Origin of the sequence: Roseomonas sp. KE2513 (assembly GCF_016107305.1) — a bacterium.
Lineage (GTDB): Bacteria > Pseudomonadota > Alphaproteobacteria > Acetobacterales > Acetobacteraceae > Roseomonas.
The window spans coordinates 16,456-31,803 of the sequence record NZ_RCVR01000023.1 but is presented as its reverse complement, the minus strand read 5'-3'; the positions used below and the strand labels follow the sequence as shown (position 1 = coordinate 31,803).

Below are 15,348 nucleotides of genomic sequence, written 5' to 3'. Positions count from 1 at the left end.
GCAATTCACGGGCAGGTGTAAGCAAGGAGCGTGCCTGCGCCCGTCGGCGCCTCGATTGCCAATTGGTCCGCGCTGCTTCACCTATGCGCGCGACGAAGCCCCGCCGACGGAGACCCGATGTCCGAACACTCCGAGGCAGCAGTTCTCCTCGAGCCTATCGTCCTTCTCGCCGCCGCCGTCGTCGCGGTTCCGCTCGCCAAGCGCGCGGGGCTGGGCGCGGTCCTCGGCTATATCGGTGCCGGGGTCGTGGTCGGCCCCTCGGTACTCGGCCTCTTCTCGGAGCCGGGGCGGGTATCCGGCATCGCCGAACTCGGCATCGTCCTCCTGCTTTTCGTCATCGGGCTGGAGATGAAGCTGTCACGTCTCTGGGAGATGCGGCGCGACATTCTTGGGCTTGGAACGGCGCAGATCCTCCTCTCCGGGGCGCTGATCGCGCTCTACCCTTACTTCATCGCTGGCCGCAGCCTGCCGGCCTCGATCGTGGCCGGGCTCGGCCTCGCGCTCTCCTCCACCGCCCTCGTCATGCAACTGCTGGAGGAGCGGCGGGAGGTCGAGACGGGCCATGGCCGCACCGCCTTTGCCGTCCTGCTGATGCAAGACCTGGCGATCGTCCCGCTTCTCGCCCTCGTCGCCTTCCTGTCGCCTCTGCCGCGGGCGGACGACGGCCCTCTCTGGCTCGCGGCGGGCGAGATGCTGGTGGCGGTTGCGGCCATTGTGCTCACGGGCCGCTTCCTGCTCAACCCGCTCTTCGGGCTTCTCGCGCGAAGCGGCGCGCAGGAGATCATGACCGCGGCCGTCCTGCTGGTCGTGCTCGGCGCGGCCGGTCTCATGGCGGCGGTGGGCCTTTCGATGGCGACCGGCGCCTTCCTGGCCGGCCTCCTCCTCGCGGAATCGACCTATAGGCACGAGTTGGAAGCCGATATTGAACCGTTCCGCGGCCTACTGCTGGGGCTCTTCTTCCTTTCGGTCGGGATGAGCGTGGACCTCGGCGTGGTCCGGGCGAACGTCGTCGCGCTCCTGGCCGCCGCCACCGCCCTCACGGTGTCGAAGACGGCCGCCATCTACGGTGTTACGCGCTTCTTCGGCCACTCGCACGCCACCGCCGTGCGCACCGGCCTGCTGCTCGCCCAGGGCGGGGAGTTCGGCTTTGTCCTCTACTCGACCGCGGCCGCGGCGGGCGTGATGACGCCCGAGCACGCGAGCCTGCTGGTCGCGCTCGTCACCCTCTCGATGGCCTTGACCCCGCTGGTTGTCAGGCTCGCGCCTCTCTTCATTCGGAACGTAAAGGGAGAGGCGCCGGAGGAGGATTTCTCGGATGCGCGCGGCGCGGTGCTCGTGATCGGCTTCGGGCGCGTGGGGCAACTCGTCGCTCAGGTGCTCATCCGGCGTGGCATCGCGCTCACCATCATTGATTCCGATGTCGAGCAGATCGAGGCGGCCGGCCGCTTCGGCGCCCGTGTTCACTACGGCGACGGCACGCGCTTGGACGTGCTGCGCGCCGCCGGTGCCGGCCGGGTGCAGCTTATCGCGGTCTGCACCGACCTGCCCGAAACCACGGACCGCGTGGTCGCGCTCGTGCGGGAGGTCTTTCCGGAAACGCCCTGCGTCGTCCGCTCCTACGACCGCCGCCACGCCCTCCGCCTGCGTCGCCTCGGTGTGGTCGAGGTGCGGGAGACCGTGGAATCGGCTCTCGCGCTCGGCCGGCAGGCACTGGTCAGCCTTGGCGTGCCTGAGGTCGATGCGGCGGCGGTAGAGCGCGAGGTCCGCCGGCGGGACCTCGAGCGCCTTGCCGCCCAGGAGGCCGGTGCACCGGCAAACGCGGGCGACAGCTACGTCGTCCGGCCGGAACCGCTGGAGCAGCCGGTGGAGGGCCGCTCATGACGAAGCTGGCCACTAAAACCGCGGCGCTGGCGGTCACCAGTCCGTGCCGCCCGCCGGCACCGCCGCGCGGGGCCTCGCTTCCAACCCCCCGCCTCCCATCTTAGGCCGATGGAACGCCGCGATGCCTGACCACAACCCAGCGCCCCACCCGGCGAAACCCGGCGCCCCGTCCCTCTCCCCCCCTGACCCAGGCACGGTGCTGGACCTCTTCAGGCGCGTGCGGCGGGAAACGGAGGAACTCGCGGCGCCCCTCTCGCCCGAGGACCAGACGGTCCAATCCATGCCGGATGCCAGCCCGGCGAAATGGCACCGCGCGCATACGACCTGGTTCTTCGAGACCTTCGTCCTGGCGCCGCACTTGGCGGGATACGAAGCCTTCGATCCCGCCTTCGGCTACGTCTTCAACTCCTACTACGAGGCCGTGGGTCCCCGGCACCCGCGCCCCTCCCGTGGGATGCTGACCCGACCGGGCGTCGCGGAGGTCGCCGCCTACCGTGCCCATGTGGACGCGGCGATGGAGCGGCTGCTCGCGCCTGGGAACGAGGCATTGGCGGCGCTCGCCGTCATGGGCCTGCACCACGAGCAGCAGCACCAGGAATTGCTGCTGACCGACATCAAGCACGCCTTCTCCCTCTCGCCGCTGCACCCCGCCTACCGGCCGCCGCCGCCCGCCCCGCCATCCGCGCCCGCCGCACCCATGGGCTGGTGGCTCGCGGAGGGGGGCATTCACGCGGTGGGCTACGAGCCCTCCGGTGCTGCCCTCGACTTCTCCTTCGACAACGAGGGGCCACGCCACGAGGTGCTGCTGCGCAACCACGCCCTGGCCGACCGCCCCGTCAGCAACGGCGAGTTCCGCGCCTTCATGGAGGATGGCGGCTACCGCAAGCCCGCGTTCTGGCTTTCGGAAGGCTGGGCCCTCGCCCAGTCCGCAGGGTGGGAAGCACCGGGTTACTGGCAGCGCCTGGATGGCGAGTGGCACGTCATGACGCTCCACGGCCTGAGTCCGGTGCGCGACGACGAACCCGTGGCTCATGTCTCCTTCTACGAGGCGGCGGCCTACGCCGAATGGGCCGGAAAGCGCCTGCCGACGGAGTTCGAGTGGGAAGTCGCGGCGCAGCGCCATGCCGGCACCGGCCAGCCCGCTGGCGGCGCCCGGCCGCACCCGCGGCCGCTCCTGACGGGCATCAGACAGGACGTGTGGGAATGGACGGCCAGCCCCTACTCGCCCTACCCGGGCTACCGCCCGCAGCCAGGGGCGCTCGGCGAGTACAATGGCAAGTTCATGATCAACCAGATGGTCCTTCGCGGGCGCTCCTGCGCCACGGCGGAGGGACATGACCGGCCGAGCTACCGCAACTTCTTCCCGCCCCAGGCGCGCTGGCAGTTCTCGGGCTTTCGCCTCGCGGAGGATGCATGAACCTCGCCCGGCCGCTGCACGAGCTGACGGACCTCTCGCCCGGCCTGGTGGAGTTCCACCAAGCCGTGGTCGCCGGCCTTTCCGCCTCACCCAAGACCCTGCCGTGCAAGTTCCTCTACGATGCCGAGGGCTCCCGTCTTTTCGACCGTATCTGCGAGCTCCCGGAATACTACCCCACCCGAACGGAGCTCGCCCTCCTCCGGGCGCGGGCCGGCGAGATCGCGGCCCTGGCCGGGCCGGGGGCGGCCCTGGTGGAGTTCGGATCGGGCGCCGGGGTGAAGATCCGGCTGCTGCTCGCCGCGCTGCGGGATCCCGCACTCTACGTGCCCGTGGACATCTCGCGTGAGCACCTGACGACCGCCGCGCGGGGCCTTGCGCAGGATTTCCCGGAACTGCCCATCCTTCCCGTCTGCGCCGACTACACCGCGCCCTTCGAGCTTCCCGTGTCCCCCGGCACGGCGCCGCGGCGCCGGGTCGGGTTCTTTCCCGGCTCGACCATCGGCAACTTCACGCCCGAGGAAGCGACGGCCTTCCTCCGCGTCACCGCGCGCCTGCTCGGGCCGGGATCGCTGATGATCGTCGGGGCGGATCTGCCGAAGGACCTTGCGGTGCTGCTGGCAGCCTATGACGACGCGGCGGGCGTGACGGCGTCCTTCAACCTCAATCTTCTCCGCCGCATCAACCGGGAACTGGGCGGGGGCTTCGACCTCTCAGCCTTCCGGCACGAGGCGCGGTGGAACGCCGCCGAGAGCCGAATGGAGATGCATCTCGTCAGCCGCCGCGCCCAGGCTGTGCCACTGGGCGAGGCAGTTTTCCGTTTTGCCCCTGGGGAGTCGATCCACACTGAGAACTCGTACAAGTACGGAATCGAGGCCTTCGTCCACCTCGGCGAGAGTGCCGGCTACCGCGCACTCACGGCATGGACCGACCCTGCCGGCCTGTTCAGCATCCACGCGCTGGAAGTGCCGGGCTGAGTCCGCGAAGCCGGCTGAAGGTCGCGCTGGAACAGTGTCATCCGCCAACACCCCCGGCAAGCTCATCCCGGGGCGGGCTGTGGGCGTCCATGATGAAGAGACGCCCCGCATCCACCCACGCCACCGCAGCTGGGTCGCTTCGGGCCGACAGTGCCGCTCGGTCCCAACGTTCAAAAGCGATCACCCCGTATCGATGGAGCGCAAGATCAGCCTGTTCCGGTCCGCGGCAGGCCTTCTTCACCGTTAGTGATCGAACGATAGTCAATCACTTCCTTCCGGAAAACATCTGGGTTACGTTCACCGTGGCCACGGCGCGCCATGGGGGAGAAGGGGATGGATGCATGCCGATTCTCCCAAAGTTTTCAGCACATTTGCCACCAGAGGTTGCGCTCATCTTGCGTTAAGCTCGTATTCCGCGTTCAAACAGGGGTAGCACCAGGTGAGAACAGATGCCCGATGAGCCGGCCCGAGAGGGGCCACCGCGTGTTCTGGTCGCAGAAGACGAAGAGGCTGTCGCACTGCTGATAGATCTGGACCTGAGCGAGAGTGGCTACTGCGTTACCTGTGCTCCGGACGGAGCGGTTGCGGCGGCCGAGCTGGAGTCCCAACCCTTCGATGCTGTCGTCACCGATGTGCGGATGCCGAACCTCGACGGAGTCGGGCTCGTCAGGAAAATTGTGGCGACCTGGCCCGGCATGCCGATCGTCGTCCTCAGCGGCTACATGACGGAGGAGCAGAACCGCACCCTGCTGAGCCTCGGTGTCCAGCCGGAGGCGCTTCTCGAAAAGCCGGATGGCTTCCGCCACCTGCGCAGCACCCTGGAGGTTCTCCTGGCCAGCCGAGCCGGTGCGCAGGGCGTCCGCCGGAGCCTTCCTCCCGCCTGCTGAAGCGGCCAGCACGCTTCCGTCCTTAGCGCTCCGGAACGTGACGGTTCAACATCTTTTCGTGAGGCGGGGGCGTGCCGATGTCCCGGCCCGAATTCTGCCGCAGGTCGCCCTCATGAGCGGCGCGTGAGACACTTTCTCCCCATCCTCGCACTACTAGGCCCGGGTCTCCTGGGCGGCTGCGCCTCCGCGCCGACGCCAGGCGTCAGCCGCGACCTCCTGGCCGCGCGCGCCTCGGCCGGGCCAGGCGGGAGCATCGACCTCATCCGGCGCCAAGGGGAGCGCTTCTCCGGTCTACCCTTCCTCGACGGCAACCGCGTGGAACTGCTGGTAGACGGTCCCGCGACCTTCGGCGCGCTCACCGAGGCCATTCATGGCGCCCGCACCCGCATCGACATGGAAAGCTACGAATTCGACGAGGAGGCCGGCGGAAGGTTCGCCGACATGTTGCTGGCCGCCCGGGCGCGCGGCGTTGAGGTAAACCTCGTCTACGACGCCTGGGGCGCGGCCGAGACCTCGAAGGCCCTGTTTAACCGGCTGCGGACGGGCGGTGTCCGCGTGGTGGAATTCAATCCGCTCGGCCCGAATGACCGCGTGCCGGTCGCGCTGAACAAGCGAGACCACCGTAAGCTCCTCCTGGTGGACGGGCGGCTCGCAATCACCGGCGGGGTGAACATCAGTCGGGTCTATCAAAATGCCCCTCGGCCGGAGGGCGCCGATCCCGAGGACCAGGCCTGGCGCGACACCGACGTCCGAATCGAGGGTCCGGTCGTCGCGCAGTTCGCTCGCTACTTTATGGAGACCTGGCGCCAGCAGAATGGTCCGCCCATTGCCGACCACCCGCCGACACCGCGGACGCCGGTCGGCAACATGACCGTCCAAGCGATCGACGGCGCGCCCGACAACGACCAGCCGCTGATCTACCGCACGCTGCTCTCCGCTATCGAGCTGGCGGACCGCTCGATCCATCTCACCACCGGCTTCTTCGTGCCCACGCCGGACCTCGCCCGCGCGCTGGCGGCGGCGGCCCGGCGCGGGGTGGACGTGCAGATCGTCGTGCCCGGCCAGAGCGACAGCAGCGCCGCCATCGCGGCTGGCCGCGCGAAATATGGGGACCTGCTGGAGGCCGGCGTGCGAATCCACGAGCGGCAGGGCCGCGTGCTGCACGCCAAGACCGCCGTGGTGGACGGCGCCTGGTCTGCCGTGGGCTCGTCCAACCTCGACTGGCGCAGCACCGTCTGGAACAACGAGATCGACGCCATCATCCTCGGTCCGGAGTTCGGCGGGCGCATGGAGACGCTGTTCCGGCACGACGTCGCCGCCTCCCGCGAGATCACCCTCGAAGCCTGGCGCGCACGCGGCTTGGGCGAGCGTCTCCGCGAGGTCGGGGCGAGCCTCGTGGAGACCTTTCTCTGACGCGGCTTACGCGGCCGCCCGGTCGCCCCGGGCCGAGCCGCGCTGGCGTAGCCGGTCGAGCAGCGCTTCCGCCGTCGTCAGCAATCCCTCCTCGCCCTCGGCGTGGCGGGGTAGGACGATCCGCTCGCCCCGCCTCTCCAGCGGCGCGCGTGCGGCGGGCGGTTCGGCGCGGAAGCTCGCCGCTGCGGCGCTCGGCCCAACCTCCAGCTTGGAAACCCCGTGTTGCCGGCAGCGCAGGCGGAGGCGGGCGAGGGTGAGAAGGTTCTCCATGGGCTCGGGCGGGGCGCCAAAGCGGTCCGCCACCTCCTCCGCGAAGTCTCCCAGCGCCGCCGCGTCGCCTCGCCGCAGGATCGCCGCCAGCCGGGCGTGCAATTCCACCCGCCCTGCCTCCTCCTCCACATAGTCCTTCGGGATCCAGGCGGAGACGGCGATCGAGAGGGCGGGCGTCCAGTCTTCTTTCACCGCCTCGCCGCGCGCCGCGTGCAGCGCGCGGTCGAGCAGGTGCTGGTAGAGGTCGAGACCGATGAGCTTGAGGTGCCCGGCCTGGCTCTCCCCCAGCAGGTCGCCCGCGCCGCGCAGGTCCATGTCCTGCGCGCTGATCGCGAAGCCGGCGCCCACGCGGTCGAAGGCCTCCAGCGCGCGCAGCCGCTTCTCGGTGAGCGGGGAGGGGGGCTCCTCGGGATCGGTCATGAGGATGATCGTGCCCCGCACCCGCCCGCGTCCCACCCGGCCGCGAAGCTGGTGAAGCTGGCCGAGACCGAAGCGGTCCGCGCGGTGCACGATCATCGTATTCGCCCGCGGCACATCAAGCCCGGTCTCCACGATATTCGTCGAGAGCAGCACGTCGCCCTCGCCGTCGGCGAAGCGGACCAGCGCGGTGTCCACTTCCTCCACCGGCAGATCGCCGTGCGCTTCGATGATCTCGAGCTCCGGCAGCAGCCCCGAGATCCTCTCGCGCATGCCCGGCAGGTCCTCGATCCGCGAGCAGACGACGAAGCTCTGCCCACCGCGCCGCTTCTCGCGAGCGAGCGCCGATTGCAGCACCGCGTCGTCAAGCGGCATGTGAACGGTGCGGATAGGCTGGCGGCGCCCCGGAGGCGTCGCGATTACAGAGAGCGCCTGCAGTCCGACGAGCGCTGATTGAAGTGTGCGCGGGATCGGGGTCGCGGTCATGGCCATGACATGCGTCTCAGCTGCCAGCCGCCGCACGGTGGCCTTCTGCCGGGTGCCGAAGCGCTGCTCCTCATCAATGACGACGAGGCCGAGATCCTTGAAGCGCACGCCCTTGCCCGCCAGGGCCTGTGTGCCGATGACGATGTCGATCTCGCCCTTTGAAAGCCCCTCTTTCACCGCCTTCGCCTCCGCCGCGGAGGAAAAACGCGAAAGCTGCTCGATGCGGATCGCCCGCCCGCCCGTCTTCAACCCCGCGAAGCGGCGGCGGAAGGTGTTCAGGTGCTGGCGTACGAGCACCGTGGTCGGCGCCAGCACCGCCACCTGCTTGCCCGCCAGCGCCGCGACAGCCGCCGCGCGAAGGGCCACTTCCGTCTTCCCGAAGCCGACATCGCCGCAGACAAGCCGGTCCATCGGGCGCCCGGAGGCGAGGTCCGCCAGCACGGCGTCGATCGCCTCCGCCTGGTCGGTGGTCAGCGCGAAGGGAAAGCGGGCGACGAAGCGGTCATAGGCGCCGCCGCGCCGCCGCAGCACGGGAGCGCTGCGCGCCTCGGCCTCGCGCGCCATGCTGACCAGCGCCTCCGCGCTCGCGGCCACCTGCGCCTCCACCTCCGCTCGCCGCTTCGGCCAGCTCTCGCCCCCGAGCCGGTCGAGCGTCACACCCTCGGCCTCCGCGCCGTAGCGCCAGATGCGGTCCATCTCGTCCAGGGGTACGAGCTGTGTCGCGCCGCCCGCGTAGTCGAGCCGCAGGCAGTCGAGCGTCGTCTCCCCGACCGTCACCGCCTCCACCCCGCGCAGCGCGCCGAGGCCGTGGTCGAGATGGATCACCGCGTCGCCCGGCTGCAGGCCGGGATCGGCGAGCGCGAGAATCCGCTGCCGCTCCGCGTCGCTCCCATGGGCGGCGGGCGGCCGTACATCGCCGGGCGCGACGACCACGGCGCCATCGGCCTCGAAGCCCGCTTCCAGCAGGCCGTCCAGCACGCCGAAGGTGCCGGCCGGCGCATCCCGCAGGGCACTCCAGCCCGCCAGCGGTTCCGCCCGCAGGTTCAGCCGCTGCGCGACGAGCCGGAGAAGGGCGCGCGTGCGGCGGGTGCTGCGCCCGGCCAACGCCACGCGCTGCCCCGCCTCGCGACGCTCCTCCAGGAAGTCGAGGAAGGCTTCCTCGGGGTCGCGGGTGCCGATGAAGCGCGGCGCGCTTCCCTCCGCCTCCTCCGGCGGCGGCTCCAGGGACAGGACCTTCCGCCCGGATATGGCCGCGGCCCAGGCAGCATCGTCGAGGTAGAGCCGGGCGGGTTCCGAGACCGGGCGAGTTTCCTCGCCAGGCGGCAGGAGCGCGAGCCGGGAGCGGAAGGCGTCCGCCACCTCCGCCGCGCGCTGCGGGCGCAGCTCCTCCACCTCTGGGTCGAGTACGACGGGCGCGCCGGGCAGCAGATCGAAAGCTGTCACCAGCCGGGGACAAAAATCGGCCAAGCCGTGCTCCATGCCCTGACTGTGGCGCTCCTCCGCGCCCTCGGGCAGCACGACCTCCGAGGCGGGGCCCAGCGTCACCGCCTCCGTCTCCTCCTGGCTGCGCTGGGTGATCGGGTCGTAGTGGCGGATGGAGGTGACGCGCCCCTCCTCATGCTCGATCCGGCAGGGAAGGGCGCCCTCACCGGCGGGATAGACGTCGAGGACGGCGCCGTGCAGCGCCGCCTCGCCCGGCTCGTCCACCCGCTCGTCCAGGACGTAGCCTAGGCGCTCGAGCGCGGCTTCGGCGAGCGCGGGGTCCAGTGCCTCGCCGGCGCGGAAGGAAAGGCCCGCCCAAGCCTCCCGCGCCGGGAGCAGCTGGGTCACGGCATCGACGCTCGCGATCACCAGGGCTCGAGCCCCGTCCCCGGCTGCAAGGGCGTGGACCGCCGCCATCCGCTGCCCCATCACGGAACGGGAGGGGGACGTCCGGTCATAGGGCAGGCAGTCCCAGGCAGGCAGGAGGACCACGCGGAGCGAGGGGGCCAGGGCGCGTGCCGCGGCCGCAAGCCGTGCGGCCCGCGCCTCGCTGCGCGCGACATGGATGGCGCCGCCCCCCTCCGCCGCCAGCTCCACGAGCCGGGCCGCGAGCAGCCCCTCCGGTTCGGCCACCAGTGTCACGCCGTACTTCCCCTCATCGTTCCCATGAGGGCAACGCAGCGGGCGGGCGGGCGGCGGCAGGCGAGCCGCCACCTCCGGAAGCCTGCCGTTGCCGTCCCGCCCCACCGGCCGCATCATCCCGGCATGACCGGCCGGGCAAGGCCGGCAAGGGGCCCGATGCCCCGGAGGAAGCGAGCGGATGATCGATGCCTGGCCCGAGGGCGCCCGGGTGGCCGTGATGGTCACCATTATGTTCGAGACTTGGCCCGAGGGCATGGCCCCACCCTATTCCCCCATGGCGAGCGCGCTGCGCGAGGGGGTGACCGACCGCCAGGGCATTTCCTGGGCCGAGTATGGCGGGCGCACCGGCATCTGGCGGCTCGGCGAAATGCTGGACCGCGCCGGGATCAAGGCGACGGTCGCCACCAACGCCCGCGCCGTCGAGCGCTACCCGGAGGCCGTGCGTGCCCTGCACACGGCCGGCCACGAGATCGCCGGCCACTCCTACACGCAGAACGTCTTCCTCCCCTACCTCGACCCTGAGGAGGAGCGCGCGCTCATCCACCGCTGTGCCGGCATCATCGCCGAGGCTACTGGCGAGCCCTGCATCGGTTGGGCCAGCCCGCGCATGACGCCGACCGCCCATACCGCTGGCTTCCTGGCCGAGGCCGGAATGATCTGGCACGGCGACTACAACGACACCGATCTGCCCTACATCGTGGACACGCCGCATGGCGGGATCGTCGCGCTGATGCACAGCGACTTCACCGATAACCGCGTGATGCGCGGCAGCCCGCGCGACTTCCTCGATGTCTACCGGGACACCTTCGACTTCCTCCTCGCGAGCGGCAGGCCGGAGATCCTGAACCTCACCGTCCACGCGCATTTCGGCGGCCGCCCGCCTATGGCCGCCGTGCTCGCGAAGATTATCGAGCACATCCGCGGCCACGAGGGGGTCTGGTTCGCGCGCCACGACGAACTCGCGCGATGGGTCATGCGGCAGGGGAGGGCCGCGTGATGCGCGCCCGCCCGACCCGCCGCGACGCGCTGCGCGCCGCAACCCTCGCCGCCCTGCCGGCGGGCGCCCTCGCGCAGACCGCCTGGCCGAACCGCACGATCCAGATCGTCGTCTCCTACGCGCCGGGCGGCACAGGCGACCTCTTCGCGCGCCTTGTGGCGGAGCGCCTGCGGGCGCCGCTCGGTGTGAACGTCGTCGTGGAGAACCGCTCCGGCGCGGCCGGCGCGATCGGCACCCAGGCGGTCGCCCGCGCCGCGCCCGATGGCTACACGCTGCTGCTCGGCCAGGCGCCGGAGATCGCCATCGCCAAGAGCTTCGTGCCCAACCTTCCCTACGACCCCGCGCGGGACCTCGCGCCCGTCGCCCTGATCGGGAACGCGGCCCTCGCGCTCGTGGTGAACGCGGCGACGCCCTACAGCTCGGTCGCCGATCTCGTCGCGGCCGCGCGGGAACGGCCGGGGCAGATGACCTTTGCCTCCTCCGGAACCGGCACCCCTGGGCATTTCGCGGCCGAGACGCTGGCGCTGCGGACGGGCACGCGCATGGTCCACGTGCCCTATCGCGGCGCAGGCCCCGCGCTGACGGACCTGCTCGGTGGCCACGTGGACTTCTTCTTCTCGGGCATGCCCGCCGCGGTGCCGCATGTGCGGGAGGGGAAGCTCCGCCTCCTCGCCGTTTCCACGGCCCGCCGCACGCCCGGCTCGCCGGAAACGCCGACGGTGGCTGAGGGCGGCATCCCCGATTTCGACTTCAGCCTCTGGGGCGGTCTCTTCGCACCCGCCGGCACGCCGCCGGCCGTGATCGAGCGGCTGAACACGGAGGTGAACACCATCCTCCGGGACCCGCAGATGCGCGGCCGCCTCGTGCAAGAGGGCTCCGACGTGCAGGAGACCACGCCCGCGGAATTCACGGGCTTCGTGGGACGGGAGGTGGCGAAATATGCGCGCGTGATCGAGGCGACGGGCGTGAAGCCCGACTAGCCCTGCCGGGCGGCGCCGCTCAGGCCGGCGCGGCGTCCAGGCGCTGCACGTGGCAGGCCCCCTCCGGCAGGGCCGCCCGCAGCACCGGCAGCAGGTGCTCGTGGTGGCTCAAGAGGATCACCTGCGCCGTGTGGCTGAGCGCGAGAAGCGCGCGGAAGGCGGCCGCCGCACGTCGGTCGTCGAAGCTCTGCAGGATGTCGTCGCCAAGGAAGGGGAGCACCGTGCCGCCTGCGGCGTGGTCCTCAATCGCCACCAGCCGCAGCGCGAGGAAGAGCCCGTCCCGCGTGCCCTCCGACAGGCCTTCGACGGGCGTCGCTTCCTCCGGGAAGTCGCGCGAACGCAGCGTCAGCCGCGCCGTGCCGCGCTCGTCCTCCTGGGATTGCACGCCGGTGTAGTCGCCATTGGTCACCGTGGCGAAGGCGGCGCCGATCCGGCGCAGCAGCGCGTCGTCCGTGCCCTGCTGCACGACGCCCAGCGCCGCCTCGAGCAGCCCGGCCGCCACATGCATCAGCAGCGCGTCGTCCAGCGTCTGGCCGAGAAGGCTCGCGGCCGCGGCCTCCTCGGCGGCCGCGCGTACCGCCACGTCGTCGCCGGCGAGATGTCGCATCTCGAGGTCCAGCGCCGTCGCGGCGGCCACCGCCGCCTGGGCCTCCTCCGCGTGGCGGCGCTGGGCCGCCTGCGCTTCCTCGAGCGCCGCGTCGACCCCCTCGGGCGGCACATCCGCCGCTTCGGCGCGGAGCACGTCGATCGGCAGGCCGTCTCCGGCCTCAATCAGCTCGGCCTCGGCCGCAGCCAGCAGCGCCTCCTGCCGGAAGCGCTCTGCGCCGAGAAGGATTCGGCGCTCGGCCTCCTCCGCTGTCGTGGCTCCCGCCGCCGCAATCACGTCGCGCAGCGCGGCCTCCGCCGTGACCAGCGCCGCCTCCTGACTCCGCAGTCCCGCCGAATGGGTCTCCCGCTGCCCGAGCAGTGCTGTGCGGGTCTCCGCCCGCGCCGCCTCTGCCCGGTGTCGCTGGCCCAGCGCGCGTAGCCCGGCGGCCGAGTTCGGGTCAGGTTGTAGGCCGAGCGTCTCGCAAAGCGCGGCATACCCGCCTTCGAAGCGGTCCAGCGCTGCCCGTGCCGCTTCGGCCTCGGCCTTGATCCGCGCCTTTTCGCGCAGAGCCTCGCCCAACTCCTCGCGCAAGGCGAGCCGTTCGGCTATCGCCTCCGGGGTGAGGTCCGGCGCCTCGCCCAAACGGCCGAGCGCGGCCTCCCATCCCTCTCGCCACCGCGCCTCGGCCTCGGACGCCGCCGCGCGCTCCCCGGCGATACGGCGGAGTTCGTCGCGGGCGGCGCCGGCGGCGGCCTGGGCACGCTGACGCTCCCCCTCTGTCGCGCGCAGCCGCCGGACCGTTTCCTCTGCCCCGTCGAGAAGGGCAGGGAGGCCGAGCGACGCCGGCTTGCCGAGCATCGCCGCCAGCCGTGCCGCCTCCGCGCTGGCCCGCTCCTCCGTCTCCGCGAGGGCCGCCGCTGCGGCCGCAACGGCTTCGCGAAGCGCGATCGCCTCATCCTGCGCCGCGAGCGCCCGCTGCGCCTCGGCGAGCGTGGCGCCGGCATCGAGGCCGAGCGGGTGGATCGCCTCGGCCCAGGCTGCGCGGGCCGCCCCGCGCTCCGACCGGGCCGCGGAGCGGGCGGCTTCGAGGACTGCGAGTTCCGCCTCGCCTTCTGCCACCACCCGCAGCAGCGCCTCCGCGCGCGCTGCCCGTTCCGCATCGGCGAGCCTTGCATCGGCAAGCCGGTCGGCCCCGGCCACAGCGTCCGCATAGGCCAGCGGTAGCGGGCGACCGCTGCTATAGGCGCGCTCCTCCTCCTCCCGCCCTTCACCGAGGAGGCGGCGGAAGACGAGGTCCCAGCCGGCCTCGCGGCGCGCGCGGGCCTCGGCCAAGGCGGCCCAGGTCGGGGGCGCACCCGCGGCCTCAAGCGCGACCCGTTCCTCACGCGCGGCAGCCAGCGCCGCCTCTGCGCGGCCAACCGCCTCCGCCTTTCGGCCGAGTGCCAATCCTGCCGCATCCAGAGAGGCCCAGAGCCGCTCGAGCGCCGGCAAGGAAACAGACGGGTTGGCATCCGGCGCGGCGGGAAGGCGCGCGAGGGCCGCGCCGAGCTGCGCCTCCGCCTCCGCCAGCCCGCGTCGCGCAATGGCGATCCGCGCGGCGGGATCTCCCTCCCGCCGGATGTCCCGGAGCAGCGCTTCGATCCGCTCGGCATCCTCGGACGGCGGCAGCGCGGCAAGCGCCCGTTCTGCCTCCTCCAGCCTCGCGCTGCCCTCCGCCAGACGGCGCGGCAGGCTGGCCGAGGCGTTGGCGGCCGCGGCCCGTTCCGCTGCCAGCCGCCGCAGCGCCATGGCGAGGGCGGGGGAAGGGACCAGCACCGAAGGATCCGCGTCGTTGCCGCCGAGCGCCCCGGCCAGCGCTGACACCCGCGCGCGCAGCGCCATGAGCGCGGCCTCGGCCTCCGGCAGCTCCTCCCGCGCCCGCGAGGCCAGCGCAGCCACCTCGGCGAGCGCTTCCAGCGCCGGCCCCTGCGCGATCAGGCCGTCATCGGTCACGATCGCCGCGAGATCGGCGTCGAGCCGTGCGAGGAAGGTGCACCCCGCTTCCAGCGCGTGCGCCGCCCGCGCGACCGCGCCGCGCGCCTCAGGCAAGCGCTCGCCAAGGGCCGTCGGCAGGCGCGGCGCTTCGGGACTCCCGGCCAGCCAGAGGCGGGCGGTATCGTGGCGAGCCAGCATCGGGCGGACGCGGCGGACTCGCTCCAGCCGGCGCAGCTGCGATGCCGCTTCGGCGGCTTGGCGATTGGCCTCATCCCGCCGCGCCACGGCCTCGCGCAGGGCGCGCTCGCGCTCCTCCCATTGCTGCGGGCGCACGAGGCTGCCGTTGAGCTGCCGCCGGCTTTCCGACCAGCGATCGAGCGCGAGGTAGAAAGGCCGCTGAGCGGTCTTGCGGGTGGGCGCGAGCCGGTCGCGCTCCTCCTCCAGGCTGCGCCGGAGCGCCGAGGCCTCCCGCACCCCGCCCGCCGCCGCAAGCAGCGCATCCGCCAGCGCGCCGCCGGAGATGAGCAGGTCCCGTCCCCCCTGGCGGAGCCGCTCCGTGTCGAGGGCGAAAAGCTGGGCGAGAAGCTTCGCGTCCGCCCGGCCGAGCAGCCGCTCCATCCAGGCCGTATCGAGCGGCGCGTCGTCCGCGCCAGTGAGCGTGTTCTTCAATCCCTTGCGACGGTTGAAGGCGAAGGGCTCGCCATCCGGCCCGATCCCCGTGGCGGCGAGCTGCATTCCCCCATAGCCGTGCCGGAAGCCCATAGGCGTCTGCCCGCCGATGCCGAAGAGCAACTCCCCGAAGGCGTGGCGGAGCACGGACTTGCCCGCCCCGTTCGGCGCCAGCACGAGGTTGATGCGGCCTGGCGCCGGGTCGAAGTCGAGGCGAGTGCCGGCGAAGCTGCCGTAGCGGGTGAGCGTCAGGCTCGTCAGTCGCATGGC

At 71.8% G+C, this 15,348-nt stretch carries 9 protein-coding genes; 7 read left to right on the top strand and 2 right to left on the bottom strand.

The genetic code is table 11. The features are described 5' to 3' along the window. Positions 1–117: 117 nt before the first annotated feature. From D9599_RS20335 to D9599_RS20315, 5 genes are all read left to right on the top strand, one after another. A complete protein-coding gene (locus D9599_RS20335) occupies positions 118–1,881 on the top strand; it encodes a monovalent cation:proton antiporter-2 (CPA2) family protein (RefSeq protein ID WP_198383126.1) in 1,764 nt (587 codons plus the stop codon). 121 nt (positions 1,882–2,002) lie between these two features. Beyond that, entirely contained in the window at positions 2,003–3,298 is a 1,296-nt protein-coding gene (gene egtB / locus D9599_RS20330; protein WP_198383125.1) for an ergothioneine biosynthesis protein EgtB, read from the top strand. After that, the gene (gene egtD, locus D9599_RS20325) at positions 3,295–4,272 is read left to right on the top strand and encodes an L-histidine N(alpha)-methyltransferase (RefSeq protein WP_198383124.1); all 978 of its coding nucleotides are present in this window, start codon (positions 3,295–3,297) and stop codon (positions 4,270–4,272) included. The genes egtB and egtD overlap by 4 nt, the downstream gene beginning before the upstream one ends. Positions 4,273–4,721: 449 nt before the next feature. After that, positions 4,722–5,159: a response regulator gene (locus tag D9599_RS20320; RefSeq protein WP_198383123.1), complete on the top strand. Its 438-nt coding sequence runs from the start codon at positions 4,722–4,724 to the stop codon at positions 5,157–5,159. A gap of 123 nt (positions 5,160–5,282) precedes the next feature. After that, positions 5,283–6,572 carry a phospholipase D-like domain-containing protein gene (locus D9599_RS20315; RefSeq protein WP_198383122.1) on the top strand — a complete coding sequence of 430 codons (1,290 nt, stop codon included), beginning with the start codon at positions 5,283–5,285 and terminating at the stop codon, positions 6,570–6,572. Between the two features lie 6 nt (positions 6,573–6,578). Here the strand turns inward: D9599_RS20315 and D9599_RS20310 are convergent, their stop codons facing one another. Beyond that, positions 6,579–9,986, bottom strand: a complete 3,408-nt coding sequence (locus D9599_RS20310; RefSeq protein ID WP_198383121.1) for a DEAD/DEAH box helicase — start codon at positions 9,984–9,986, stop codon at positions 6,579–6,581. 61 nt (positions 9,987–10,047) lie between these two features. Here D9599_RS20310 and D9599_RS20305 point away from each other — a divergent pair, with 61 nt between their 5' ends. Both D9599_RS20305 and D9599_RS20300 read left to right on the top strand, forming a co-directional pair. After that, on the top strand, positions 10,048–10,866 hold the full coding sequence (locus tag D9599_RS20305; protein WP_198383120.1) for a polysaccharide deacetylase family protein: 819 nt from the start codon (positions 10,048–10,050) through the stop codon (positions 10,864–10,866). Further along, positions 10,866–11,846, top strand: a complete 981-nt coding sequence (locus tag D9599_RS20300; protein ID WP_198383119.1) for a tripartite tricarboxylate transporter substrate binding protein — start codon at positions 10,866–10,868, stop codon at positions 11,844–11,846. The genes D9599_RS20305 and D9599_RS20300 overlap by 1 nt, the downstream gene beginning before the upstream one ends. 19 nt (positions 11,847–11,865) lie before the next feature. Here the strand turns inward: D9599_RS20300 and D9599_RS32155 are convergent, their stop codons facing one another. Next, the gene (locus D9599_RS32155; RefSeq protein WP_198383118.1) at positions 11,866–15,345 is read right to left on the bottom strand and encodes an AAA family ATPase; all 3,480 of its coding nucleotides are present in this window, start codon (positions 15,343–15,345) and stop codon (positions 11,866–11,868) included. Between the last annotated feature and the right edge of the window lie 3 nt (positions 15,346–15,348).

What these genes read in the sequence shown, in the direction of transcription:
- egtD (WP_198383124.1), top strand. Translation starts at nt 3,295, where the DNA reads ATGAACCTCGCCCGGCCGCTGCACGAGCTGACGGACCTCTCGCCCGGC.
- D9599_RS32155 (WP_198383118.1), bottom strand. Translation starts at nt 15,345, where the DNA reads ATGCGACTGACGAGCCTGACGCTCACCCGCTACGGCAGCTTCGCCGGC.
- D9599_RS20300 (WP_198383119.1), top strand. Translation starts at nt 10,866, where the DNA reads ATGCGCGCCCGCCCGACCCGCCGCGACGCGCTGCGCGCCGCAACCCTC.
- D9599_RS20305 (WP_198383120.1), top strand. Translation starts at nt 10,048, where the DNA reads ATGATCGATGCCTGGCCCGAGGGCGCCCGGGTGGCCGTGATGGTCACC.
- D9599_RS20335 (WP_198383126.1), top strand. Translation starts at nt 118, where the DNA reads ATGTCCGAACACTCCGAGGCAGCAGTTCTCCTCGAGCCTATCGTCCTT.
- D9599_RS20310 (WP_198383121.1), bottom strand. Translation starts at nt 9,986, where the DNA reads ATGATGCGGCCGGTGGGGCGGGACGGCAACGGCAGGCTTCCGGAGGTG.
- D9599_RS20320 (WP_198383123.1), top strand. Translation starts at nt 4,722, where the DNA reads ATGCCCGATGAGCCGGCCCGAGAGGGGCCACCGCGTGTTCTGGTCGCA.
- egtB (WP_198383125.1), top strand. Translation starts at nt 2,003, where the DNA reads ATGCCTGACCACAACCCAGCGCCCCACCCGGCGAAACCCGGCGCCCCG.